The sequence below is a fragment of the Oceanimonas sp. CAM02 genome, from assembly GCF_032842915.1.
In the GTDB taxonomy this organism is placed as follows: domain Bacteria; phylum Pseudomonadota; class Gammaproteobacteria; order Enterobacterales; family Aeromonadaceae; genus Oceanimonas; species Oceanimonas smirnovii.
Genome location: NZ_JAWJBK010000006.1, coordinates 12,223 through 34,571, shown reverse-complemented (window position 1 = coordinate 34,571; position 22,349 = coordinate 12,223). Strand labels below are relative to the sequence as shown.

21 protein-coding genes are annotated in these 22,349 nt (G+C 57.1%); 18 read left to right on the top strand and 3 right to left on the bottom strand.

The window, feature by feature from the left end:
* The first annotated feature begins 12 nt into the window (after positions 1–12).
* Positions 13–984, top strand: a complete 972-nt coding sequence (locus tag R0I78_RS01995; protein WP_317074114.1) for a TDT family transporter — start codon at positions 13–15, stop codon at positions 982–984.
* On the opposite strand, the gene R0I78_RS01990 is transcribed toward R0I78_RS01995, so the two are convergent.
* Together R0I78_RS01990 and R0I78_RS01985 are read right to left on the bottom strand one after the other, a co-directional pair.
* Complete coding sequence (locus R0I78_RS01990) at positions 978–2,012, bottom strand: Gfo/Idh/MocA family oxidoreductase (RefSeq protein WP_019935653.1); 1,035 nt, start codon at positions 2,010–2,012, stop codon at positions 978–980. The two genes, R0I78_RS01995 and R0I78_RS01990, sit on opposite strands and share 7 nt — an antisense overlap.
* Positions 2,013–2,154: 142 nt before the next feature.
* Positions 2,155–3,057 carry a LysR family transcriptional regulator gene (locus R0I78_RS01985; protein WP_317074113.1) on the bottom strand — a complete coding sequence of 301 codons (903 nt, stop codon included), beginning with the start codon at positions 3,055–3,057 and terminating at the stop codon, positions 2,155–2,157.
* 172 nt (positions 3,058–3,229) lie between these two features.
* On the opposite strand from R0I78_RS01985, the gene R0I78_RS01980 reads away from it, so the two are divergent.
* From R0I78_RS01980 to R0I78_RS01955, 6 genes are all read left to right on the top strand, one after another.
* Complete coding sequence (locus tag R0I78_RS01980; protein ID WP_317074112.1) at positions 3,230–4,927, top strand: L-lactate permease; 1,698 nt, start codon at positions 3,230–3,232, stop codon at positions 4,925–4,927.
* 59 nt (positions 4,928–4,986) lie between these two features.
* Positions 4,987–5,757 (top strand): (Fe-S)-binding protein, encoded by a 771-nt coding sequence (locus R0I78_RS01975; protein WP_317074111.1) that lies wholly within the window; start codon positions 4,987–4,989, stop codon positions 5,755–5,757.
* Positions 5,750–7,168 carry a LutB/LldF family L-lactate oxidation iron-sulfur protein gene (locus tag R0I78_RS01970; RefSeq protein ID WP_317074110.1) on the top strand — a complete coding sequence of 473 codons (1,419 nt, stop codon included), beginning with the start codon at positions 5,750–5,752 and terminating at the stop codon, positions 7,166–7,168. The genes R0I78_RS01975 and R0I78_RS01970 overlap by 8 nt, the downstream gene beginning before the upstream one ends.
* A complete protein-coding gene (locus R0I78_RS01965) occupies positions 7,168–7,821 on the top strand; it encodes a lactate utilization protein C (protein WP_317074109.1) in 654 nt (217 codons plus the stop codon). Before R0I78_RS01970 ends, R0I78_RS01965 begins: the two co-directional genes overlap by 1 nt.
* Entirely contained in the window at positions 7,821–10,661 is a 2,841-nt protein-coding gene (locus R0I78_RS01960) for an FAD-binding and (Fe-S)-binding domain-containing protein (protein WP_317074108.1), read from the top strand. The genes R0I78_RS01965 and R0I78_RS01960 overlap by 1 nt, the downstream gene beginning before the upstream one ends.
* An 81-nt stretch (positions 10,662–10,742) precedes the next feature.
* Positions 10,743–11,093 (top strand): RidA family protein, encoded by a 351-nt coding sequence (locus tag R0I78_RS01955; RefSeq protein ID WP_019935660.1) that lies wholly within the window; start codon positions 10,743–10,745, stop codon positions 11,091–11,093.
* 72 nt (positions 11,094–11,165) lie between these two features.
* Here the strand turns inward: R0I78_RS01955 and gdhA are convergent, their stop codons facing one another.
* Positions 11,166–12,518, bottom strand: coding sequence for an NADP-specific glutamate dehydrogenase (gdhA, locus tag R0I78_RS01950; protein ID WP_317074107.1), 1,353 nt, complete (start codon positions 12,516–12,518; stop codon positions 11,166–11,168).
* Positions 12,519–12,840: 322 nt separating this feature from the next.
* Here gdhA and mioC point away from each other — a divergent pair, with 322 nt between their 5' ends.
* The 11 genes from mioC to atpA all read left to right on the top strand — a co-directional run bounded on the left by mioC (position 12,841) and on the right by atpA (position 22,341).
* Positions 12,841–13,296: an FMN-binding protein MioC gene (gene mioC, locus R0I78_RS01945; protein WP_317074106.1), complete on the top strand. Its 456-nt coding sequence runs from the start codon at positions 12,841–12,843 to the stop codon at positions 13,294–13,296.
* Between the two features lie 520 nt (positions 13,297–13,816).
* Complete coding sequence (mnmG, locus tag R0I78_RS01940) at positions 13,817–15,706, top strand: tRNA uridine-5-carboxymethylaminomethyl(34) synthesis enzyme MnmG (protein WP_019935681.1); 1,890 nt, start codon at positions 13,817–13,819, stop codon at positions 15,704–15,706.
* An 8-nt stretch (positions 15,707–15,714) separates the two neighbouring features.
* Positions 15,715–16,338 carry a 16S rRNA (guanine(527)-N(7))-methyltransferase RsmG gene (rsmG, locus tag R0I78_RS01935; RefSeq protein ID WP_317074141.1) on the top strand — a complete coding sequence of 208 codons (624 nt, stop codon included), beginning with the start codon at positions 15,715–15,717 and terminating at the stop codon, positions 16,336–16,338.
* A gap of 9 nt (positions 16,339–16,347) precedes the next feature.
* Positions 16,348–17,151 carry a ParA family protein gene (locus R0I78_RS01930; protein WP_026344915.1) on the top strand — a complete coding sequence of 268 codons (804 nt, stop codon included), beginning with the start codon at positions 16,348–16,350 and terminating at the stop codon, positions 17,149–17,151.
* Positions 17,148–18,053, top strand: coding sequence for a ParB/RepB/Spo0J family partition protein (locus R0I78_RS01925; protein ID WP_019935684.1), 906 nt, complete (start codon positions 17,148–17,150; stop codon positions 18,051–18,053). Before R0I78_RS01930 ends, R0I78_RS01925 begins: the two co-directional genes overlap by 4 nt.
* A 198-nt stretch (positions 18,054–18,251) precedes the next feature.
* Positions 18,252–18,644: an ATP synthase subunit I gene (locus R0I78_RS01920; protein ID WP_317074105.1), complete on the top strand. Its 393-nt coding sequence runs from the start codon at positions 18,252–18,254 to the stop codon at positions 18,642–18,644.
* Positions 18,645–18,652: 8 nt separating this feature from the next.
* Positions 18,653–19,432: a F0F1 ATP synthase subunit A gene (atpB, locus tag R0I78_RS01915; RefSeq protein WP_317074104.1), complete on the top strand. Its 780-nt coding sequence runs from the start codon at positions 18,653–18,655 to the stop codon at positions 19,430–19,432.
* Positions 19,433–19,492: 60 nt separating this feature from the next.
* On the top strand, positions 19,493–19,720 hold the full coding sequence (gene atpE / locus R0I78_RS01910) for a F0F1 ATP synthase subunit C (RefSeq protein WP_317074103.1): 228 nt from the start codon (positions 19,493–19,495) through the stop codon (positions 19,718–19,720).
* A 50-nt stretch (positions 19,721–19,770) separates the two neighbouring features.
* On the top strand, positions 19,771–20,241 hold the full coding sequence (atpF, locus tag R0I78_RS01905) for a F0F1 ATP synthase subunit B (RefSeq protein WP_026344916.1): 471 nt from the start codon (positions 19,771–19,773) through the stop codon (positions 20,239–20,241).
* Between the two features lie 13 nt (positions 20,242–20,254).
* Positions 20,255–20,785 carry a F0F1 ATP synthase subunit delta gene (atpH, locus tag R0I78_RS01900; RefSeq protein ID WP_019935689.1) on the top strand — a complete coding sequence of 177 codons (531 nt, stop codon included), beginning with the start codon at positions 20,255–20,257 and terminating at the stop codon, positions 20,783–20,785.
* Positions 20,786–20,799: 14 nt separating this feature from the next.
* Positions 20,800–22,341, top strand: a complete 1,542-nt coding sequence (atpA, locus tag R0I78_RS01895) for a F0F1 ATP synthase subunit alpha (protein ID WP_019935690.1) — start codon at positions 20,800–20,802, stop codon at positions 22,339–22,341.
* Positions 22,342–22,349: the final 8 nt, after the last annotated feature.

The window sequence follows — 22,349 nt, the reverse complement described above, 5'->3', positions numbered from 1 at the left end:
AGGAGAGCCGTTATGCTGCACAACACCCGTCATCGTCTGGCTGCCGCCCCCACTCCCATAGCCGGACTGGCCCTGGGCGTTGCCAGTCTGGGCTGGAGCTGGGAAAACACCGGCCTGTTCAACGGACAGGCTCAGAACCTGGGAGCCGCCATCGCTGCCCTGCTGCTGATTATTCTGACCGCCAAGTTTTTGCTACACCCACGCCTGCTGGCGCAAGATCTGGCTCACCCTGTGGTGGGCAGTGTGTTACCTACCTATGCCATGGCTACCATGGTGGTGTCTGCTGCGCTGCCTGAGCCGGCCCGCCACCTGTTGTGGCTGCTGGCCACCGGTTTGCATCTGGCGTTCTTACTGGTGTTTATTTGCCACCGGGTAAAGGAATTTCGCCTGCACCATATGGTGCCCAGCTGGTTTGTGCCGCCGGTAGGTATTATTGTGGCTGCCGTCGCCAGCCCGGGTGGTGTGTTTGATCCGCTGGCGCAGGGTCTGATGTGGTTTGGTCTCAGCTGCTATGGTCTGCTGCTGCCGCTGATGCTGTACCGGTTGATTTTTTGCCCTGTAGTGCCCGATGCTGCCAAGCCGACCATTGCCATTATGGCGGCCCCGGCCAGCCTGAGCCTGGCCGGTTACCTGACAGTGATGCCACAGCCTGATTTGCTGCTTGTGGCCATTCTGCTGGGCATAGCAGTGCTGATGACCGCATTAATTTACGTGGCTTTTTTTCATCTGCTCCGGCTACCGTTCAGCCCGGGCTATGCCGCCTTTACCTTTCCGTTGGTAATAGGTGCTACCGCCCTGTTCAAAGTGTCTGACCTGCTGGGTACACTGGGTCTGCAGGGGGCGGACCTTAACAGCCTGCGCCACTTGGCTCAGTTCGAGCTGGTAGTGGCCACCCTGGTGGTGGCCTATGTAGCCCTGCGCTATGTTATGCACCTCACCCTGCTGAGCCGTTTGCTCACACCAACACGGCAGCCGGCTCAGTAATTCACATCGGGCACCGGCAGGGTTTTTCCCTCCCGGCTGCTCTTTTCCGCCAGCATGATAATATTCAGCCCGTTGAGCGCATCACGAATGGTGACCGGCAACGGGCCTTCACCGCGAATGGCTCTGGCGGTTTCTTCATAAAAATGCCGGTAGCCTCCCACCTCTGACACGATCACTTCCGGATCGTCCTCGGAATAGAAAATGCCATAATCACTTTCTGCTTCCTTGGCCAGGTAAGGCGAGTCGGGCACTATACCGTCCCGCAGGCGCTCTTCCTGTGGATCAAAACCCAGCTTGATATAGCAGCCCCGCTCGCCCTGCAACTTAAAGCGCAAGGTGGGTCCGGGATGATAAGAGCTGGAATGCAGCACCACTTCCTTGCTGGCGTAATGCAGCTGAACATGAAAGTAATCGGTTACATCAGAGCCCGGGCGCTGAGACAAACAGCGGCCGGTCACCGCCAGAGGCTTGCCAAACAGCTCCAGCGCCTGGTCTACCAGATGGCCGCCCAGATCAAACCAGGAGCCTGCGGCTACACCGGGTTTGTCTTGCTGCCCTTTGGGAGTGGGCCGAAAGCGATCGAAGTGCGATTCAAAAGCATGCACCGGGCCCACCTTGCCATCGGCCAGCAAGCGCTTGATGGTAAGAAAATCACTGTCCCAACGGCGATTGTGAAAAGGTATCAGACACAGCCGGCTGGCTTCCGCCAGGCGCATCAGCTCACTGCCCTGGTGCAGCTGAGTGACCGCCGGATTTTCCATCACTACATGCAGTCCCATACTCAGTGCCTTACGGCCCAGCTCATAATGCACCTCGTTGGGTGCCGTGATCACTACCAGTCGGGCACCGGACTCCTTGAGCATTTCATCCACATCGGTATACACCTTCACCTCAGGCCAGTCCCGCTCCACCCGCTCCGGCCGCGAGGTACTGATAGCCACCAGCTCGAACTCCGGCAGGCTGTCGATAAAGGGCAGATGATAAATACTGGCCGTTGGGCCATAGCCGATTACGGCGGTTTTGATCATGATAAACCTCATCCCGAACCAATGAACACATTGCACACCGGCCAGATAATCAAACATTTAGCCATACAACAAACCACAGCTTATGTTGGTGGGTCAAGGCTATGTCACGGGAACATTCACTTTCGGCTGACTGAAGACATACTCAGAAATAATGCCTGATCTCCATATAACGGGCGCGAATATGTTCAATCAGCAGCTTTATCTTGCGGGGCGGCTGGCGGTTGTAGGGATATACAGCATAAATGCCCAATACCTTGCCCACCCGGCTGGGCAGCAGCTCCACCAGCCGCCCCGCCTGCAGATCCGGATACACCAGGCAACGGGGCACATAGGCCAGGCCATGGCCGGCCAGGGCCGCCTTGCGCAGGGCGGCGGCGTTGTCGGTGGAAAAGTTGCCGCTCACCCGCAGCGAATAGGTCTCACCATGGCGACTGAACAGCCAGTCCCGGGCCCCGCTTTCCTGATAGCTGTAAATCAGGCAGTTATGTTGCAGCAGATCTTCCGGCACCTGAGGCTTGCCGTGGCGGCTGAGGTAGGCAGGGGCGGCACAGATGGTCCAGCGCGAGTCCAGAATATGGCGGGCGATCAGGCTGGAGTCTTCCAGATGACCGGTGCGGATCACCAGGTCATAACCCTCACCCACCAGATCCACAAAGCGGTTGTCCAGGGACATGTCGACGCTGATAGCCGGATGCAGTTCACAAAATTGCGCCACCGCCTCCGCCAGCAGCAACTCCCCGGAAATGGTAGGTACCGACATGCGAATGTGCCCCTGCAAGGATTCGCTGTAGCCCGTCACCGCATCAAAAGCCTCCTGGGCTGTTTGCGCCACTGCCTGAGCGTGCTCAAACAACACCCGGCCCGCCTCGGTCAGCGTCAGCCGGCGCGTGGTGCGGTGGATCAGGGTGCTGCCCAGTTCCTGCTCCAGCCGGGCAATGCGTTTGCTCACTACCGAATTGGTCAGACCATTGGTATCAGCGGCCTTACTGAAAGAGCCCAGCTCAATGACCTGGGAAAACAGAATGAGATCGTCGGTTCTCGGCATTATTTAACCAGTTTTGGAAACAATGAGTTTCATTAAATCTATATATCAACAAAAAACAGATTATTAAAGTTTACATCCATTTAACACCGCGAGTGCCATCGTACTCTACATTATTAAGGATACGGGTGGAGTGGTTGCCACCCATGAACAAGGTGACAAGGATACACACATTATGACTGATACTTTGCTGGCATTACTGGCATTTTCTCCCATACTGCTCGCCGCCGTGCTGCTGGTGGGCCTGCAATGGCCGGCCAAACGCGCCATGCCACTAGCCTTTATTCTGACCGTGGTCATCGCCCTGCTGGTCTGGGACATGACCGGCACCCGGGTGCTGGCGTCCACCCTGCAAGGACTGGTGATTTCCGTCTCGCTGCTGTGGATTATCTTTGGTGCCATTTTGCTGCTCAACACCCTCAAGCACACCGGTGCCATTACCACCATACGCAACGGCTTTACCGCCATCAGCCCGGACCGGCGCATTCAGGCCATTATCGTGGCCTGGTGCTTTGGCTGCTTTATTGAAGGTGCCTCCGGCTTCGGCACTCCCGCCGCCGTGGCGGCCCCCCTGATGGTGGCGCTGGGCTTTCCGGCTCTGGGCGCGGTGCTGATGGGCATGATGATCCAGAGCACACCGGTGTCCTTCGGCGCCGTGGGCACCCCCATTATCGTGGGCGTGACCACCGGCCTCGACAATGCCGCCATCAACACCACCCTGACCGCAGCCGGCTCCGGCTGGCCGGCTTACCTGCAAACGGTCACCAGCAACGTGGCCATTACCCACGCCATTGTCGGCATTCTGATGCCGCTGTTCATGTGCATGATGCTGACCCGCTTTTTCGGCAAGGAAAAAAGCTGGAAGCAGGGCCTGGAAATTCTGCCCTTTGCCATTTTCGCGGGCCTCGCCTTTACCATTCCCTATGCCTTCACCGGTGTGTTTCTCGGCCCCGAATTTCCGTCCCTGATCGGCGGCCTGGTGGGGCTGGCCGTGGTGGTCACCGCCGCCCGCAAGGGCTTTCTGGTGCCCAAACACACCTTTGACTTCCCCGAGGAAAAAGACTGGCCGGCGGAGTGGCTGGGCACCCTGGCCATTCACAAGGAAGACCTGCAGAAAAAGCCCATCAGCCTGGCCCTGGCCTGGTTCCCCTATCTGCTGCTGCCGGTACTGCTGGTACTGAGCCGCACCAGCGACAGCTTCAAGGGCCTGCTCACCGGCTGGAACATTGCCTTCAACAACCTGCTGGGCGAGGCAGGGATCAGCGCCGGCATTCAGCCCCTGTACCTGCCCGGCGGCATTCTGGTGTTCGTGTCGCTGGTGGCAGTACTGAGCCAGACCCGTTCGCTCAAGGATCTGGGCCCGGCCATTCACGAGTCGAGCAAGACCCTGATCGGCGCCGGTTTTGTGTTGATGTTCACCGTGCCCATGGTACGGATCTTTATCAACTCCGGCGTCAACGAAGCGGATCTGGCCAGCATGCCAGTGATGGCGGCCCGGGTGGCCGCAGATCAGGTGGGTGACTTTTTCCCGGCCATCAGCGGCGTGATCGGTGCCCTGGGCGCCTTTATTGCCGGCTCCAACACCGTGTCCAACATGATGTTTTCCCAGTTCCAGTTCGAGGTGGCCCAGACTCTTGGGGTGTCCACCGCCATGGTGGTGGCGCTGCAGGCGGTGGGGGCTGCCGCCGGCAACATGATCGCTATTCACAACGTGGTGGCGGCCTCGGCCACCGTCGGCCTGATGGGCCGGGAAGGCACCACGCTGCGCAAGACCGCCCTGCCCACCCTTTACTACCTGGTGGCCATCGGCGTGATTGGTATGATCGCCATCTACGGAATGGGTATCTCGGATCCGCTGCTGCCGCTGTCCTGATGCTCTGCCGCCGCCGGTACTCGCCGGCGGCCTTGTTGTAACCCTGACAGGAATTGCTTATGTCATCCGCTATTCGCCTCTATCCGTCCAGACCCGAAAAGGTCTATGTCTACGCCACCTGCCTGGTGGATTTGTTTTCGCCCCAAAGCGGGCTGGATGCCATTCGTCTGCTGGAGCTGGCCGGGGTCGAGGTTGTCTATGTGCCCAAGCAGAGTTGCTGCGGCCAGCCCGCCTACTCCTCCGGCTACAACGACGATGCCCGCACCACAGCGCTGAGCCAGATGGCGCTGTTTCCCGAGCCCTGGCCGGTGGTGGTACTGTCTGGATCCTGTGGTGGCATGATGCATCATCACTACCGTCGCCTGTTCGCCGGCAGTGAACACGAGGACAAAGCCAATGAATTCTGTGATCGGGTATTTGAACTCACCGAATTTCTGGTGCATGTCTGCCGCATCCGGCTGGAAGACAAGGGCCCCGACACCTCAGTGGTGCTGCACACCTCCTGCGCCGCCCGCCGGGAGATGAAGGTGCATGTCACCGCCCGCCAGCTGCTCGGCCAGCTGGACCATGTTGAGCTGCGCGAGCAGGCCTACGAAAGCGAGTGCTGTGGTTTTGGCGGCACCTTTGCGGTGCGTCACCCGGCCATCAGCGAGGCCATGGTGCAAGACAAAACCCAGCATCTGAGTGACACTCAGGCAGAGCAGCTGATAAGTGCCGACTGGGGCTGCCTGCTCAATATCAACGGTGCTCTGGAATACCAGGGTCGCCCCCTTCAGGGCATTCACCTGGCCAGCTTTCTGCTGAACCGGCTGGAGGAACGCCATGCATAACCAACCCCAATACTTTCACCCCCAGGCCGAAGCAGCCCTGGCCGACCAGGAGCTGCGCGCCAACTTTCGCGGTGCCATGGATTACCTGCGCGACAAGCGTAAAACCGCTTTTGACGATGCCGACGAGGAAAGCGCCATTCGCGATCGGTCCGAGGCCATTCGCCAACGCTGCCTGAGCAAGCTGCCCGAGTTGCTGGAACAGCTTGAAACCAACTGCATTGCCAACGGTATTCGCGTGCACTGGGCGGAAAACGCCGAACAGGCCAATGCCATCTTCACCGACATCATTCAGTCCCACGGCGGCACCCTGGCTGTAAAGGGAAAATCGATGGTGAGCGAGGAAATTGAGCTCAACGCCGCCATGGCCAAAGAAGGCATTACCTGCCTGGAAAGCGACATGGGCGAATATATCGTCCAGCTCGGCCGGGAAACGCCGTCGCACATCATCATGCCCGCCATTCACAAGAACAAGCGGCAGGTAGCCGACCTGTTCGCCGAACACGTGCCCGGCTTTGAGCACACCCTGGACGTGGACACCCTGATCCAGACCGGCCGCCGGGTGCTGCGAGAAAAGTACCGCACCGCCGATGTGGGCGTGTCCGGGGTCAACTTCGCGGTAGCCGAAACCGGCACCCTTTGCCTGGTGGAAAACGAAGGCAACGGCCGCATGTGCACTACCGTGCCCGAGGTGCATATCGCCATTACCGGCATTGAAAAGGTGGTGGAATACCTGGCCGATGTACCGCCGCTGTTCAGCGCCCTCACCCGCTCTGCCACCGGCCAGCTGATCACCACCTACTTCAACATGATCAGCGGCCCGCGCAAGGACGACGAGCTGGACGGCCCCAAGGAAGTGCACCTGGTGCTGCTCGACAACGGCCGCAGCCAGGCCTATGCCGACGAGGAACTGCGCAAGACCCTGCAATGCATTCGCTGCGGCGCCTGCATGAACCACTGCCCTGTGTATACCCGCATTGGCGGCCATGCCTACGGTACCGTCTACCCCGGCCCCATCGGCAAAATCATCTCACCCCATCTGATGGGCCTGGATGCGACTCAGGACTTGCCCACCGCCTCCAGCCTGTGCGGTGCCTGCGGCGAAGTCTGTCCGGTACGCATTCCGATCCCCGAACTGTTACAACGGCTGCGCCATGAGGCCAAGCAGGAGCCCAACCCGGGTGCTTTACCGCTGCGCGGTCAGAAAGCGGCAGCCAGCAACACCGAAGCCTTTATCTGGCGCAGCTTCGCCCTGGCTACCCGCCAGCCGGCCCTGTACCGCACCATGACCTGGTGTGCGACCCGGTTGCGCCGGCTGATCCCAAGCAAACTGGGCCCCTGGACCCGCTGCCGCACCGCGCCCAGACCCGCCGCCAAAACCCTGCGTGAACTCATGGCCGAGAGGAACAAATAATGTCGACCGCCCGTACCGCCATTCTCGACCGGCTGCGCCGGGTCAATGCGCTGCCACTCAACGCCCCGGAGCCTGACTACCCCATCTGGAACGAGACCGATGCCGACACCATGCTGGCCCGGCTGACCGGCCTGCTGGAACAAAACCATGCCGAGGTGCTACGCCTGCCCCGTACCGCCCTGGTGACCACCCTGCGGGAGCGGCTGGCGCAGGCCGGCGTTAAACGGGTGGCCACCGGCACCGGCGGCGAATTTTTTGACGAGATCACGCTAGCATTGAACGGCACCGCCGAACGGGTGTGCTTTGACCGCCCGCTGGAAGAGTGGAAGGATGAGCTGTTCAATCAGGTGGATGCCGGCATCACCGGCTGCCATGGCGCCATTGCCGCCACCGGCAGCCTGGTGCTGTGGCCGGGCCCGGAGGAGCCGCGTACCCTGTCGCTGGTGCCGCCTCATCATGTCGCCATCCTGAAGGCTTCCACCCTGCACACCAACCTGCCGGCCATGATGGCCAGCGAAGGCTGGAATCAGGGAATGCCCACCAACCTGCTGCTGGTCTCGGGACCGTCCAAAACCGCCGACATTCAGCAAACCCTGGCCTACGGTGCCCATGGGCCCAGCGCCCTGACGGTACTTATTCTGGAGGATGCTTGATGGAGGCCCGCTACCAGCGGCTGGCTGACGAGCTGGCCACCTTTCTGCCCAGTGAGCGCATCATCAGCGATCCGTCCCTGTGCCTGGCCTATGGCACCGACGCCAGCTTTTACCGGCTGCTGCCCAAACTGGTGCTGCGGCTGGCAAGCCAAGACGAAGTGGTGCGCGTGCTGGCGGCCTGCCGGCAACACCGCCTTCACTGCACTTTTCGCGCCGCCGGCACCAGTCTGTCGGGCCAGGCGGTGTCCGATTCGGTGCTGATCACCCTCACCGACGACTGGCGCGGCCACCGCATCGAGGACGAGGGCGGGCGCATTGCCCTGCAGCCCGGAGTGATCGGCGCCGACGCCAACCGCTACCTGACGCCCTACGGCCGTAAAATCGGCCCGGATCCGGCCTCCATCAACAGCTGCAAGATCGGCGGCATCGCCGCCAACAATGCCTCCGGCATGTGCTGCGGTACCGCCCAGAACTCCTACCGCACCCTGCACGGCCTTAAGCTGATACTGGCCGACGGCACGCAACTGGATACCGTGAACGCCGACAGCCGGGCCCGCTTTGCCGAGCAGAAACCCGAGCTGCTGGCCGGCCTCAAGCAGCTGAGCGAGGAGGTGAAGGCCAACCCTGAGCTGAGCGAGCGCATTCGCCACAAGTACCGGCTGAAAAACACCACCGGCTACAGCCTGAACGCCCTGACCGACTTTGACGACCCGTTCGACATGCTGGCCCACCTGATGATTGGCTCGGAAGGCACCCTCGGCTTTATGGCCGAGGTCAGCTATCACACCGTGCCCGATCACCCCTTCAAAGCCTCCTGCCTGCTGGTGTATGCGGACATCGAAACCACCTGCCGGGCGGTGACCGCCCTGGCCGAGACCCAGGTGGCGGCGGTGGAGCTGATGGACGGCCGGGCCCTGGCCTCCATCGCCGACAAGCCGGGCATGCCCGGGTTTGTGGCCGAGCTGGATGGGGAAGCTGCCGCCCTGCTGGTGGAGGTGCACGGCGCCAGCGAGGCGGAGCTGCTGGACAAATGCGAGCAGGCCATGGCCGCGGTCACCCCCTTTGCACGCTGCAACGAAGTCGCCTTCACCCAGGACAAGGTCACCTGTGCCACCCTCTGGGGCATGCGCAAGGGCATGTTTCCGGCGGTGGGCGCGGTGCGCGAAACCGGCACCACCGTCATCATCGAGGACGTGGCCTTTCCGGTGGCCGAGCTGGCGCCGGCGGTGCGCAAGCTGACCGCCCTGTTCGACCGTTTCGGCTACCATGAGGCCATTATTTTCGGCCATGCCCTGGCCGGCAACCTGCACTTTGTGTTCACTCAGGGGTTTGATTCCCAGGCCGAGCTGGATCGTTACGGCGGCTTTATGGATGCCGTGGCCCAGCTGGTGGCGGTGGACTATGGCGGCTCGCTCAAGGCCGAGCACGGCACCGGCCGCAACATGGCCCCCTACGTGGAGCTGGAGTGGGGTCGCGACGGCTACGCCCTGATGCAACGCATCAAGGCCCTGTTCGACCCGGAGGGACTGCTCAATCCCGGCGTTATCCTCAACGACGATCATCAGGCCCACCTGAAAGACCTCAAGCCGCTGCCCGCCGCCGACGAGCTGGTCGACAAATGCATCGAATGCGGCTTTTGCGAGGCGGTGTGTCCGTCCCGGGATCTCAGCCTGACCCCGCGCCAGCGCATCGTGCTGTTTCGCGAGCTGAGCCGTCGGGCCGCCACCGGCGAGCACACCGACGACACCCTGCAAACCGTGTTCGATAAACAGGGCACCGACACCTGCGCCGCCACCGGCCTGTGCGCCCAGCGCTGCCCGGTGGGCATCAATACCGGCGATCTGGTGCGTCAGTTACGCACCGTTCGTTATCAAAGATTCGAGCCCATCGCCCGCTGGACTGCGGATCACTTCACCGCTACCACCAAGGCCGTGGCATTGGGGCTGAACGCCGCCAGCCTGGGCCGCAAACTGCTGGGTGCAAACACCCTGACCCGGCTGAACAGCGGATTACGCAAGGCGAGCAAAAACCGGGTGCCACTGTGGCTGCCGGAAACCCCGGCCGCCAACCCGCACCGGCCCAGGGCCGGCGGCACAGGTCCGGACAAGGTGGTGTATTTTCCGTCCTGCGCCAGCCGCACGCTGGGGCAGTCACCGGGCGCGAAAGACACCCGCTCCCTTACCGAAGTCACCCTGGCAGTGCTGGAAAAAGCCGGCTTTGAGGTTGTGCTGCCGGGTGATCTGAACAACCTGTGCTGCGGCATGCCCTATCAGAGCAAGGGCATGCTGGCCCTGGCCAACGACAAGGCCGCCGATCTGGAGGCCCGGTTGTGGCAGGCCAGCGAACAAGGCCGCTGGCCGGTACTGATGGACACCAGCCCCTGCGCCAAACGCAGCCTGGAGACTCAGCGCCTGCCGCTCAAGGTGTTTGAACCGGTACAGTTCGTGCTGGAGCATGCCCTGGAGCGACTGACGATGACTCCGGTGGAAGAAACCGTGATGCTGCATATCACCTGCAGCAGCCGGCGCATGGGACTGGCCGACGCCATGCTGACCCTGGCCAACCGCTGCGCCGCCCGGGTGGTGGTGCCGGAGCACATCGAATGCTGCGGCTTTGCCGGCGACAAGGGCTTCACCACCCCCGATCTCAACGCAGCGGCACTGAAGCCGCTGCGTGCCCAGGTGCCCGCCGATTGCCGCCGGGGCGTGAGCAACAGCCGCACCTGCGAGCTGGGCCTCAGCCATCACAGTGGCATTCACTACGAGTCCATTCTCTATCTGGTGGACGAAGCCAGTTGTAGCAAAAACCTGAGTGATCCGGCCCGGATTATTTCGGAATAACAAAAATAAGCGGTTTACAAAATCAAGACAGACGGTAATGTCTGGTTTTTAACACTCAGCTGAACTGGAAAGGAAGTATAAATGACTATTGAACGTCAGCAGGTTGGCCAGCGCATGAGCCGCATCGTTAAGCATAACGGCATCATCTATCTGTGCGGCCAGGTATGCAAGGATGCCACTCAGGATATTACCGGCCAGACAACCACCATGCTGGAAAAAGTGGACGAGCTGCTGAAAGAAGCCGGATCCGACCGCGAACATATGCTCTCTGCCACTATTTATGTAAAAACCATGGCCGACTTTGCCGGCATGAACGCAGTGTGGGATGCCTGGGTGCCGGAAGGTCATGCACCTGCCCGGGCCTGCGTGGAAGCCGCCATGGCCCGCCCCGAGCTGCTGGTGGAAATATCGGTAGTGGCTACCGAAATCTGAGTCGTAAGCTTAGAAAAAATAAAAGCCCGGTCTGCCGGGCCTTTAGACGTTACGCTGGTGAGGGGGGTCGTGTTACACCACGCCCTGCTCAATCATGGCATCGGCTACCTTGCGGAAACCGGCAATGTTGGCACCCAGCACCAGGTTGTGGGGCTCACCGAATTCAGCAGCCGTTTCGCTGGCGTTCAGGAAGATGTTCTTCATGATCACTTTCAGCTTCTCGTCCACTTCTTCAAAGCTCCAGCGCTGCATGCTGGCGTTCTGCGCCATTTCCAGCTGACTGGTGGCCACACCACCAGCGTTGGCAGCTTTGCCCGGGCCGTAGCTGATTTTAGCATCCAGGAACACTTCTACCGCATCCTGAGTGGATGGCATATTAGCGCCTTCAGATACTCCAATCACACCGTTGGCAACCAGTGCCTTGGCGTCGGCTTCAGACAGCTCGTTCTGGGTGGCACAGGGGAAGGCCAGCTGAGCCGGTATACGCCATACTGCATTACCATCGGCCGGATAGTCGGCGGCAGGAATGAACTTGGCTTCCGGATGAGCAGCAACGTATTCGTTCAGACGAACCTTGCGTACTTCCTTCAGTTCTTTCAGCGTATCCAGGTTGATACCGGTTTCGTGATATACGGTACCACTGGAGTCTGAACAAGTCACCGGAACAGCACCCAGCTGATACAGCTTCTCAATGGTGTAAATGGCTACGTTACCGGCACCGGACACCAGACAGCGCTTGCCGGCCAGAGTGTCGCCTTTGGCTTCGAGCATATACTGAGCGAAGTACACACAACCGTAACCGGTGGCTTCCTTACGCACCAGAGAACCGCCCCACAGCAGGCTCTTGCCGGTGAACACGCCGTCGTAGTTGCCGGTCAGGCGCTTGTACTGGCCGAACATATAGCCAATTTCACGGGCACCCACGCCGATATCGCCGGCGGGCACGTCAGTGGTCGGGCCGATGTGGCGGTACAGTTCATTGATGAAGGACTGGCAGAAGCGCATGATTTCGCCGTCGGATTTGCCCTTGGGATCAAAGTTGGCACCACCTTTACCACCACCGATAGGCAGGCCGGTAAGGGCATTTTTGAAAATCTGTTCAAAGCCCAGGAACTTGATAATGCCGGCGTTTACGCTGGGGTGGAAACGCAGACCGCCCTTGTACGGGCCAAGCGCCGAGTTGAACTCGATGCGGTAACCTTTGTTAACCTGCACGTTGCCCTGATCGTCAACCCAGGGAACCCGGAACATGATCTGGCGCTCTGGCTCAACCATGCGCTCAATGATGGCGTGTTTCTGGTACTTCTCATTGGTTTCGAGAATGGGCTGCAGGGAGTCGAGCACTTCCTCTACGGCTTGGTAAAATTCTGCTTGTGCCGGACTGGTCTTCTGCAGTTTGACAATGGTGTCATGAATATACGTCACGATGTCTTCCTTGTTATTGTTTCTAAACCTCATCGGGGATACACCTTACGAGACCCCATACTATTGAAATATGGCACCGTTCTCGGGTCAATGACTAATTTCCAAATATATATACTAAAAAGCAGAATATTTATGCTTTCTTAGAACAAAAAAAGAAGTTCCTGTTCACTTTAACAACATTTTTTACTTTTTATTAACAGTAACTTAATCAGCAATAGCACAATAATCGAACAGGTAACATAGCCTTCAAACCATCAGCGAAATCTATGCCTGCAGAAAACATAAGCACTAGAATAGCCTTTTTACGATAACAGGAGCACAAATGAGTCACTTTACTCTGCTGGTGGGATCCACCCTTGGTAATGCCGAAGATCTGGCAGATGACCTGGCTGATCATCTGCAGTCTGCCGATCATACAACGGTTATCCACACTTCTCCCCAGCTTGATCACATCTTGATCACCCCCGATAATTATCTGTTGCTGGTGTGCTCCACTCATGGTGCAGGGGATTTACCCGACAATATTCAGCCTTTGCTTGATGTTCTGCAGCATCAGCAGCCAGATTTACAGCAGCTGAACTATCTCGCAGTAGGCCTGGGTGACAGCAGCTACGATACCTTTTGCCACGCCATACAGAAACTGGATCAACAACTGGCGCAGCTGGGCGGAACACGGATCGGCGATCGACTTGAAATAGACGTAAGAACGGAAGATCTTTTGGAACAGAAGGCACAGATCTGGCTTGATCAGTGCCTGAATGAAGCAGGGATCAGCTGATACCACGCTGACCGGGATCATCATTAACATAAATGCAGAAAGCGATCTGCATTTTCTTCCACCAAGTTATCAACAGATCCAGGCCATTGGATCATTCATCTTTTTTACAAGACAAAAACCACAGATGTTGATAAGTATGCTGCAAACCGGTGTTAAACCTATAGTTATCCTATAAATTAAATTTCATCCCGTCAGCATATGTGGATAAAACACCAAGTTAACCACCATCCATACTGAGGTTCAGGATACGTTTTCCACAGTGAATGATCTCACTTAAGTAAATGATCTGACTGATCAAATAACACTTATTCACAGATCCTGACGGCACTAATAATAGATCCAACAGAAGATCGATCTAAAGATCTAAGATCTATTAAGTGATGGCAGGATCGCCCAGATCCGGTTTCCATCCCTTCGGTAAAACAGCTAAAATGTGCACCCCTTGAGTAAACCGGTAGCAACGACACGCCGGCACAGAGGGGAAAGATCCTTTCAGCTGAGTGTTTCAAGAGTGTTCGATATGCAATATGAAGAGTCATTTGATGTCATCGTTGTAGGTGGTGGTCATGCCGGAACGGAGGCAGCCGCCGCCGCTGCCCGTATGGGAGCCAATACCCTGCTGCTGACCCACAATATCGATACACTCGGACAAATGTCCTGTAATCCAGCCATCGGCGGTATTGGCAAAGGACATCTGGTAAAAGAAATTGATGCCCTGGGTGGCATCATGGCTCAGGCTGCAGACAGTGCAGGCATTCAGTTTCGTACCCTGAATGCCTCAAAAGGCCCTGCAGTTCGTGCTACTCGCGCTCAGGCAGATCGTCAGCTTTATCGCCAGGCCGTCAGAACCCGGCTGGAAAACCAGCCCAACCTGAAGATCTTTCAGCAGGCCTGTGACGATCTGATCCTCGATGGCGATACGGTTACCGGCGTGATCACTCAGACCGGCCTCAGGTTTCATGGCAAAACCGTGGTGTTGACCGTAGGGACTTTTCTTAATGGCCGCATCCATATCGGTATGGATAACTATCAGGGCGGTCGTGCCGGTGATCCGCCGTCCATTGCTCTGGCCAGCCGCTTGCGGGAACTGCCGCTGCGTATCGACCGCCTGAAAACCGGCACTCCGCCCCGTATTGACGCCAATAGCGTGAATTTTTCGGTAATGCAGGCTCAGCCCGGCGACAATCCTACTCCGGTATTCTCCTTCATCGGCAGCCGGGCAGATCATCCACAACAGGTGCCCTGCTACATCACCCACACCAATGAGCGTACCCATGAGGTAATCCGCCAGAACCTGGATCGCAGCCCCATGTATGCCGGCGTGATCGAAGGGATCGGGCCTCGTTACTGTCCGTCGATCGAAGACAAGATCATGCGCTTTGCCGATAAGAATGCTCACCAGATCTTTGTAGAGCCGGAAGGCCTGACCAGCACTGAGCTCTACCCCAACGGCATTTCCACCAGTCTGCCCTTTGATGTTCAGCTGCAGATAGTGCGCTCGATCCGCGGTTTTGAGCAGGCTCATATTATGCGACCGGGTTACGCCATCGAGTACGATTACTTCGATCCCCGGGATCTGCGATCCAACATGGAAAACAAGTGTCTTCACAATCTGTTCTTTGCCGGCCAGATTAATGGCACCACTGGTTATGAAGAAGCGGGGGCTCAGGGGTTGTTGGCCGGTACCAACGCTGCGTTGCGTGCCGCTGATCGTGATGCCTGGTCACCGCGCCGGGATCAGGCCTATCTGGGTGTGATGATGGACGACCTGTCCACTCTGGGTACACAGGAGCCCTACCGCATGTTTACCAGCCGGGCGGAATATCGCCTGCTGCTGCGGGAAGATAATGCCGATCTGCGCCTGACCGAGGAAGGCCGCAAACTGGGTCTGGTGGACGATCATCGCTGGGCCTTGTTCTGCGACAAGGTGGAGCGCATCGAGCAGGAAGGTCAGCGTCTGCGCAGCACCTGGATCAACCCTAATCACACCGCCGCTCCGGCGCTGAATGAAAAACTGAAAACGCCCCTCAGCCGGGAACACAATCTGGAGGAGCTGCTGCGCCGCCCAGAGCTGGATTACCCTACCCTGATGGCCATTGAAGGCATCGGCCCTGGCATTGACCATGAGCAGGCCGCCGAGCAGGTAGAAATTCAGACCAAATACGCCGGTTACATTGAACGCCAGAAGGACGAAATTCAAAAGCAGCTGCGCAACGAACACACTAAACTGCCGTTGGATCTGGACTATGCCGAGGTCTCCGGCCTGTCCAACGAGGTGATCGCCAAGCTCAACCAGGCTCACCCGGAAACCCTGGGGCAGGCATCGCGTATTTCCGGTGTGACCCCGGCGGCCATTTCCATTTTGCTGGTTCACTTAAAAAAACGCGGTTTGCTGCGTAAGTCGGCCTGAGGTTTATGATGCTGCAACAACTGAACTCGCTGCTGGCCGAGACCAGTCTTGACGTAAGTGAATCACAGGCCGAGCAGCTGATCGCACTGGTGAGTTTGCTGCACAAGTGGAACAAAGCCTATAACCTCACCTCGGTTCGGGATCCGCAAGCCATGCTGGTGCGCCATATCATGGACAGCCTGGTAGTGAGCCCTTACCTTGAAGGCAAGCGTTTTATCGATGTGGGCACAGGCCCGGGGCTGCCAGGCCTTCCTCTGGCCATTATTAACCCGGATAAACAGTTTGTGCTGCTCGACAGTCTGGGTAAACGTATTCGCTTTATTCGCACCGTAGTGCATCAGCTCGGTCTGACCAATGTGGAAGCGGTACAGAGCCGGGTGGAAGCCTTTCAGCCTGAGCAAAAGTTCGACGGTGTGCTGAGCCGGGCCTTTGCTTCCCTTGACGACATGCTAAGCTGGTGCGCTCATTTGCCTGCACCGGACGGTTGTTTTCTTGCCCTTAAGGGACAAATTCCGGCGCAGGAGTTAACAACCCTGCCCGCCCACCTGAGCTGCTCCGGTGTTTATCCGCTGCACGTTCCCGGGCAGGAAGGCGACCGCCATCTGGTGGTCATTTCGCAAGCCAGCCAGTAGAGGTTTTCGGTGGGAAAAGTCATTGCTATTGCCAATCAGAAAGGTGGGGTAGGTAAAACTACTACTTGTGTGAATCTGGCCGCATCCATGGCGGCCACCAAACGCAATGTGCTGGTGATCGATCTCGATCCCCAGGGCAACGCCACCATGGCCAGCGGTGTCGACAAATACCAGGTGGCCAATACCGCTTATGAGCTGTTGGTTGACGAGCTGCCGGTAGCCGATGTGGTGGTCACCGATACCAGCGGAGGCTATGACCTGATCGCCGGCAACGGTGACGTGACCGCCGCCGAGATTAAATTGATGGAATTTTTTGCCCGGGAAGTGCGGCTGCGTAATGCGCTGGCACCGGTGCGAGAGCACTATGACTACATTTTCATCGATTGCCCGCCATCCCTTAACCTGCTGACGGTGAACGCCATGTCGGCGGCCGATTCGGTGCTGGTACCCATGCAGTGTGAATATTTTGCACTGGAAGGTCTGACTGCGCTGGTGGATACCATCAGTAAGCTGGCGGCGGTGGTGAATCCGGAGCTTAAAATCGAGGGTATATTGCGCACCATGTACGATCACCGCAACCGCCTGTCCAATGAGGTGTCCGATCAGCTGAAAAGCTATTTCGGCGACAAGGTGTATCGTACCGTCATTCCGCGTAATGTCCGTCTGGCCGAGGCCCCCAGCCACGGCACTCCCGCCATGTATTACGACAAGTCGTCGGTAGGTGCCAAATCCTATCTGGCGCTGGCCGGTGAAATTCTTCGCCGGGCTGAAGATGAACAGTCCAACTCCGAACAGGTAGAACAGACAGCATGAACATGAAACGTCGCGGACTGGGTAAAGGCCTGGACGCTCTGCTCAGCACCAGCTCAGCTGCCAATCTGCGCCGGGAACAGGCCGATACTCATTCTGAAGCAGGAGCCGGCGGCGAATTACAAAATCTGGCCATCAATACCCTGCAGCCGGGTAAATACCAGCCTCGCCGGGACATGTCACAGCAGGCACTGGAAGAACTGGCCGAGTCCATTCGTCAGCAGGGTATCATTCAGCCCATCGTAGTGCGGCCACTTGAAGCCGGCGGTTATGAAATTCTGGCGGGCGAGCGGCGCTGGCGGGCGGCACGTATGGCCGGTCTTGGCAAGGTGCCTGTGCTGATCAAGCCGGTGTCTGACAAGCAGGCGCTGGCCATTGGCCTGATTGAAAACATTCAGCGCGAAGATCTCAACGTGATGGAAGAAGCCCGTGCCCTGACCCGGCTGATTGAAGAGTTTGCATTCACTCACCAGACGGTGGCCGATGCCGTGGGCAAAAGCCGCAGTGCGGTAAGTAACCTGCTGCGTCTTAATCAGCTCAACGATGACGTCAAGCAGCTGGTTGAGCACGGCTCACTGGAAATGGGCCATGCTCGTGCATTACTGGCTCTGGAAGCTGAACTTCAGTCTCAAACCGCTCATATCGTGGTGCAAAAAGGACTGACGGTACGCGAAACCGAAAAATTGGTGAAACAGGTACTTTCGCCGCAAAAGCCGAAAAATGAGCAGCCTCGTTCTCTGTTCATGACCCAGCTTGAGCAGGAGTTTGGTGAAAAATTAGGGATAAAAGTAGAAATAAAGTCATCGGGTAAAGATAAAGGTAAGCTGGTTATTTCCTATAACTCGTTGAATGAGCTGGATAAAATTGGCCATTTCTTTGGCATTGGCGATGACGCTGACAAGTAGGTTTGTGCAAAAATTGTAGTAAACCTTCAGTCAACACAAGTGTGCTGAAAATGCATAAAAAAAGCACTGAAATCCGCGAAAAATAAGGATTTAGTGTAATTGCATTTGTGGCGTTCACGGGTATAATTTGACCTGCTTTTTTGGGGCTTAACCGGTGGAAGTGCATCGGGAAGGCCCCTAACTGTATCAGGAGTGGTTGTGAAGCAGAAAACCCGGCACCTCAGTGACAGACAAGTGGCGCTGGTAATTCTGAGTTATCAGTTACTTCTGGTGGTGGCAGTCACCGCTTTGTTCGGTTTAGGACAAAACGAGGCCGCCGCTCGTTCCGCTCTCTTGGGGGGCGGAATCTACTGGGTTCCCCAATGCCTTTTCAGTGTGGTGGTGCTGATCAAAAGTACCAGCGACGCCACGCCGCAAAGCATTGTGGCGAGCTTTTACAGCGGGGCAGGGATTAAGCTGGCCAGCACCATTTTGTTATTCATTGTGGTGTTCAAGTACATGGAGGTAAGTATCTTGCCCCTGTACACGGCTTACGCCCTGGCATTGCTGATGCAGTGGATTCTTTCATTCACTCTCAACAACCGTTACTAGGAAAACACATGGCTGCAACAGGAGATGTCCTAACTTCCCAGGGTTATATCTCTCACCACCTGGCTCATCTGCAGGTTGGTTCGGGATTCTGGGCGTTGAATATCGATTCTTTGCTTGTTTCCGTTGTCCTGGGTGCGCTGTTCTTGTGGAGCTTCAACAAGGTTGCATCCCGTGCAACTTCCGGAGTTCCGGGCAAGTGGCAATGTGCCGTTGAGCTGCTGGTTGAATTCGTGGATAAATCCGTCAAGGACGTCTTCCATGGCAAAAGTGCGTTGGTTGCCCCATTGGCGCTGACTATTTTTGTCTGGGTATTCCTGATGAACCTGATGGATCTTCTCCCGGTCGACTATCTGCCCTACGGTGCTCAATTGCTGGGCGTTCCTTACCTGAGGGTTGTTCCTTCCGCCGATGTTAACATCACCATGTCCATGGCGTTTGGTGTTTTCTTCTTGATCATTTTCTACAGCATCAAGATGAAAGGCGTGTCCGGCTTTGTAAAAGAGCTGACCATGCAACCGCTGAACCACTGGTCCATGATTCCCGTTAACCTGGTGCTTGAGACCGTTGCCCTGATCGCTAAACCCATCTCCCTGGGTCTGCGACTGTTCGGTAACATGTATGCCGGTGAGATGATTTTCATCCTTATCGCTGGCCTGCTGCCGTGGTGGTCTCAATGGGTCCTTAATGTGCCGTGGGCGATATTCCACATTCTGATTATCACCCTGCAGGCTTTCATCTTCATGATCCTGACCGTCGTCTATCTGTCGATGGCCTATGAAGAACATTAATTTAAGATAACAAAAATTTAACAAGCTGTCGTTCTAACCGCTAACAATTGGAGAAATAAAATGGAAATGATTTTCATCGCTGCCTCTCTCATGCTGGGTCTGGCTTCTATCGGTGGTGCTATCGGTATCTCTATGCTGGGTGGCAAGTTCCTGGAAAGTGCTGCTCGCCAGCCTGACATGCTGCCTGCCCTGCGCGGCAACTTCTTCATCGTGGTAGGTCTGGTTGACGCCATCCCGATGATCACCGTTGGTATGGCTCTGTACCTGATCTTCGCCGTTGCCGCTTAATGGCCCGGTACGTTAATCAGTCTGCTAACCAACTTTAAAGGAGAGTTGCGATGAACATGAACGCAACAATCCTCGGTCAAACGATCGCGTTTATCATCTTCGTTTGGTTCTGCATGAAGTATGTATGGCCTCCTATTATGGATGCCATCGAAAAGCGTCAGAAAGAAATTGCTGACGGTCTGTCTTCGGCCGAGCGTGCCAAGAAAGACCTGGCCCTGGCGCAGACTAATGCAACCGAACAGCTGAAGGAAGCCAAGCTGGAGTCTGCTCAAATTATTGAGCTGGCTAACAAGCGTAAGGCCCAGATCATCGAGGATGCAACGCGTGAGGCCCAGGCCGAGCGTGAAAAGATTCTGGCACAAGCCCAGGCTGAAGTTGAAGCCGAACGCAATCGTGTCAAAGAGGAACTGCGTAAGCAGGTTGCTGCTCTTGCCCTGGTGGGTGCAGAGAGAATCCTCGAGCGTCAGATTGATGCCGCTGCCAACAGCGACATTGTAGAGAAAGTAGTAGCTGAACTGTAAGGGAACTAGAGCCATGGAAATGAAAACCATTGCTCGCCCCTATGCCAAAGCAGCTTTCGATTTTGCCGTTGAGAAAAAAGCGGTCGAGAACTGGTTGTCCATGCTGACGTTTGCTGCCGAAGTGGCACAAAACGACAGCATGGCCCAGGTGCTTGGCAGCGATCTGAACGCGGAAAAGATGGCCGACGTGTTTTTGGCTGTCTGTGGCGAACAGCTTGACGAGCAAGGCCAGAACCTGATTCGGGTAATGGCCGTAAACGGACGCTTGAGTGTGTTGCCGGCAGTGGTACAGGAGTTCGCCGCATTGAAGGCGGAACTGGACCGGGTGATTGACGCCAATGTGGTATCGGCCGCCAAATTGACCAAGCAACAAGTGGCCAAGATTCAGGCCTCACTGGAACAGCGTCTGGGACGCAAGGTGAACCTGAATTGCAGCGTCGACAAGAGCCTGATGGCCGGCATCATCATTACCGCCGGTGATATGGTAATCGACGGAAGTGTGCGGGGCCGTCTGTCCCGCTTGGCCGAAACGCTGCAATCTTGATTGGGGAATAGAGCATGCAACTGAATTCAACTGAAATTGCCGAGCTGATCAAACAGCGCATCGAGCAATTCAATGTTGTCAGTGAAGCACGAAACGAAGGTACCATCGTTTCTGTAAGCGATGGCATCATTCGTATTCACGGCCTTGCTGACATCATGCAAGGTGAAATGATTGAACTGCCGGGCAAACGTTATGCCCTGGCACTGAACCTGGAGCGTGACTCCGTGGGTGCCGTGGTGATGGGTCCTTACGCCGACCTGGCCGAAGGCACCAAGGTTCAGTCTACTGGTCGTATCCTGGAAGTTCCGGTAGGCCGCAGCCTGCTGGGTCGTGTGGTTAACACTCTGGGTGAGCCGATTGACGGTAAGGGCGCCATCGAGACCGATACTACTTCTCCGGTAGAAGTGATCGCTCCCGGCGTAATCGATCGTCAGTCAGTAGACCAGCCGGTACAGACCGGTTACAAGGCTGTTGACGCCATGATTCCGATCGGCCGTGGTCAGCGTGAGCTGATCATCGGTGACCGTCAGGTGGGTAAAACCGCTCTGGCTGTTGACGCCATCATCAACCAGAAAGACTCCGGCATTAAGTGTGTGTACGTGGCCATCGGCCAGAAAGCGTCCACCATTGCCAACGTGGTTCGCAAGCTGGAAGAGCATGACGCGCTGAAGAACACCATCGTCGTGGTGGCTTCTGCGTCCGAGTCTGCTGCCCTGCAGTACCTGGCGCCTTACGCTGGTTGTGCCATGGGTGAATACTTCCGTGACCGCGGTGAAGATGCCCTGATCGTGTACGATGACCTGTCCAAGCAGGCCGTTGCTTACCGTCAGATCTCTCTGCTGCTGCGTCGTCCGCCGGGCCGTGAAGCCTACCCGGGTGACGTTTTCTACCTGCACTCCCGTCTGCTGGAGCGTGCTTCTCGTGTGTCTGCCGACTACGTTGAGAAGTTCACCAATGGCGAAGTGAAAGGTCAGACTGGCTCACTGACTGCGCTGCCGATCATTGAAACTCAGGCCGGTGACGTGTCTGCGTTCGTACCGACCAACGTGATCTCCATCACCGACGGTCAGATCTTCCTGACCACCGAACTGTTCAACTCCGGTATTCGTCCGGCGGTTGATCCGGGTATCTCCGTATCCCGGGTAGGTGGTGCAGCCCAGACCAAGATCATCAAGAAGCTGTCTGGTGGTATCCGTACCGCCCTGGCTCAGTATCGTGAACTGGCGGCCTTTGCCCAGTTCTCCTCCGATCTGGACGATGCGACCCGCAAGCAGCTGAATCACGGCCAGAAAGTGACCGAGCTGATGAAGCAGAAGCAATATCGCCCCATGTCCGTTGCTGAGCAGGCGCTGTCTCTGTTCGCTGCTGAAAACGGCTACCTGGACGATGTTGAGCTGAAGCTCATCACTACGTTCGAAGAGGCCCTGATCGCTTACGCCAATTCAGAACATGCCGCCCTGATGGCGGAGATCAACGAGAAAGCCGACTACAACAAAGATGTTGTGGCTCAGCTGACTGCGTTGCTGGATAGCTTCAAGGCTACCCAGTCCTGGTAACCATGTGG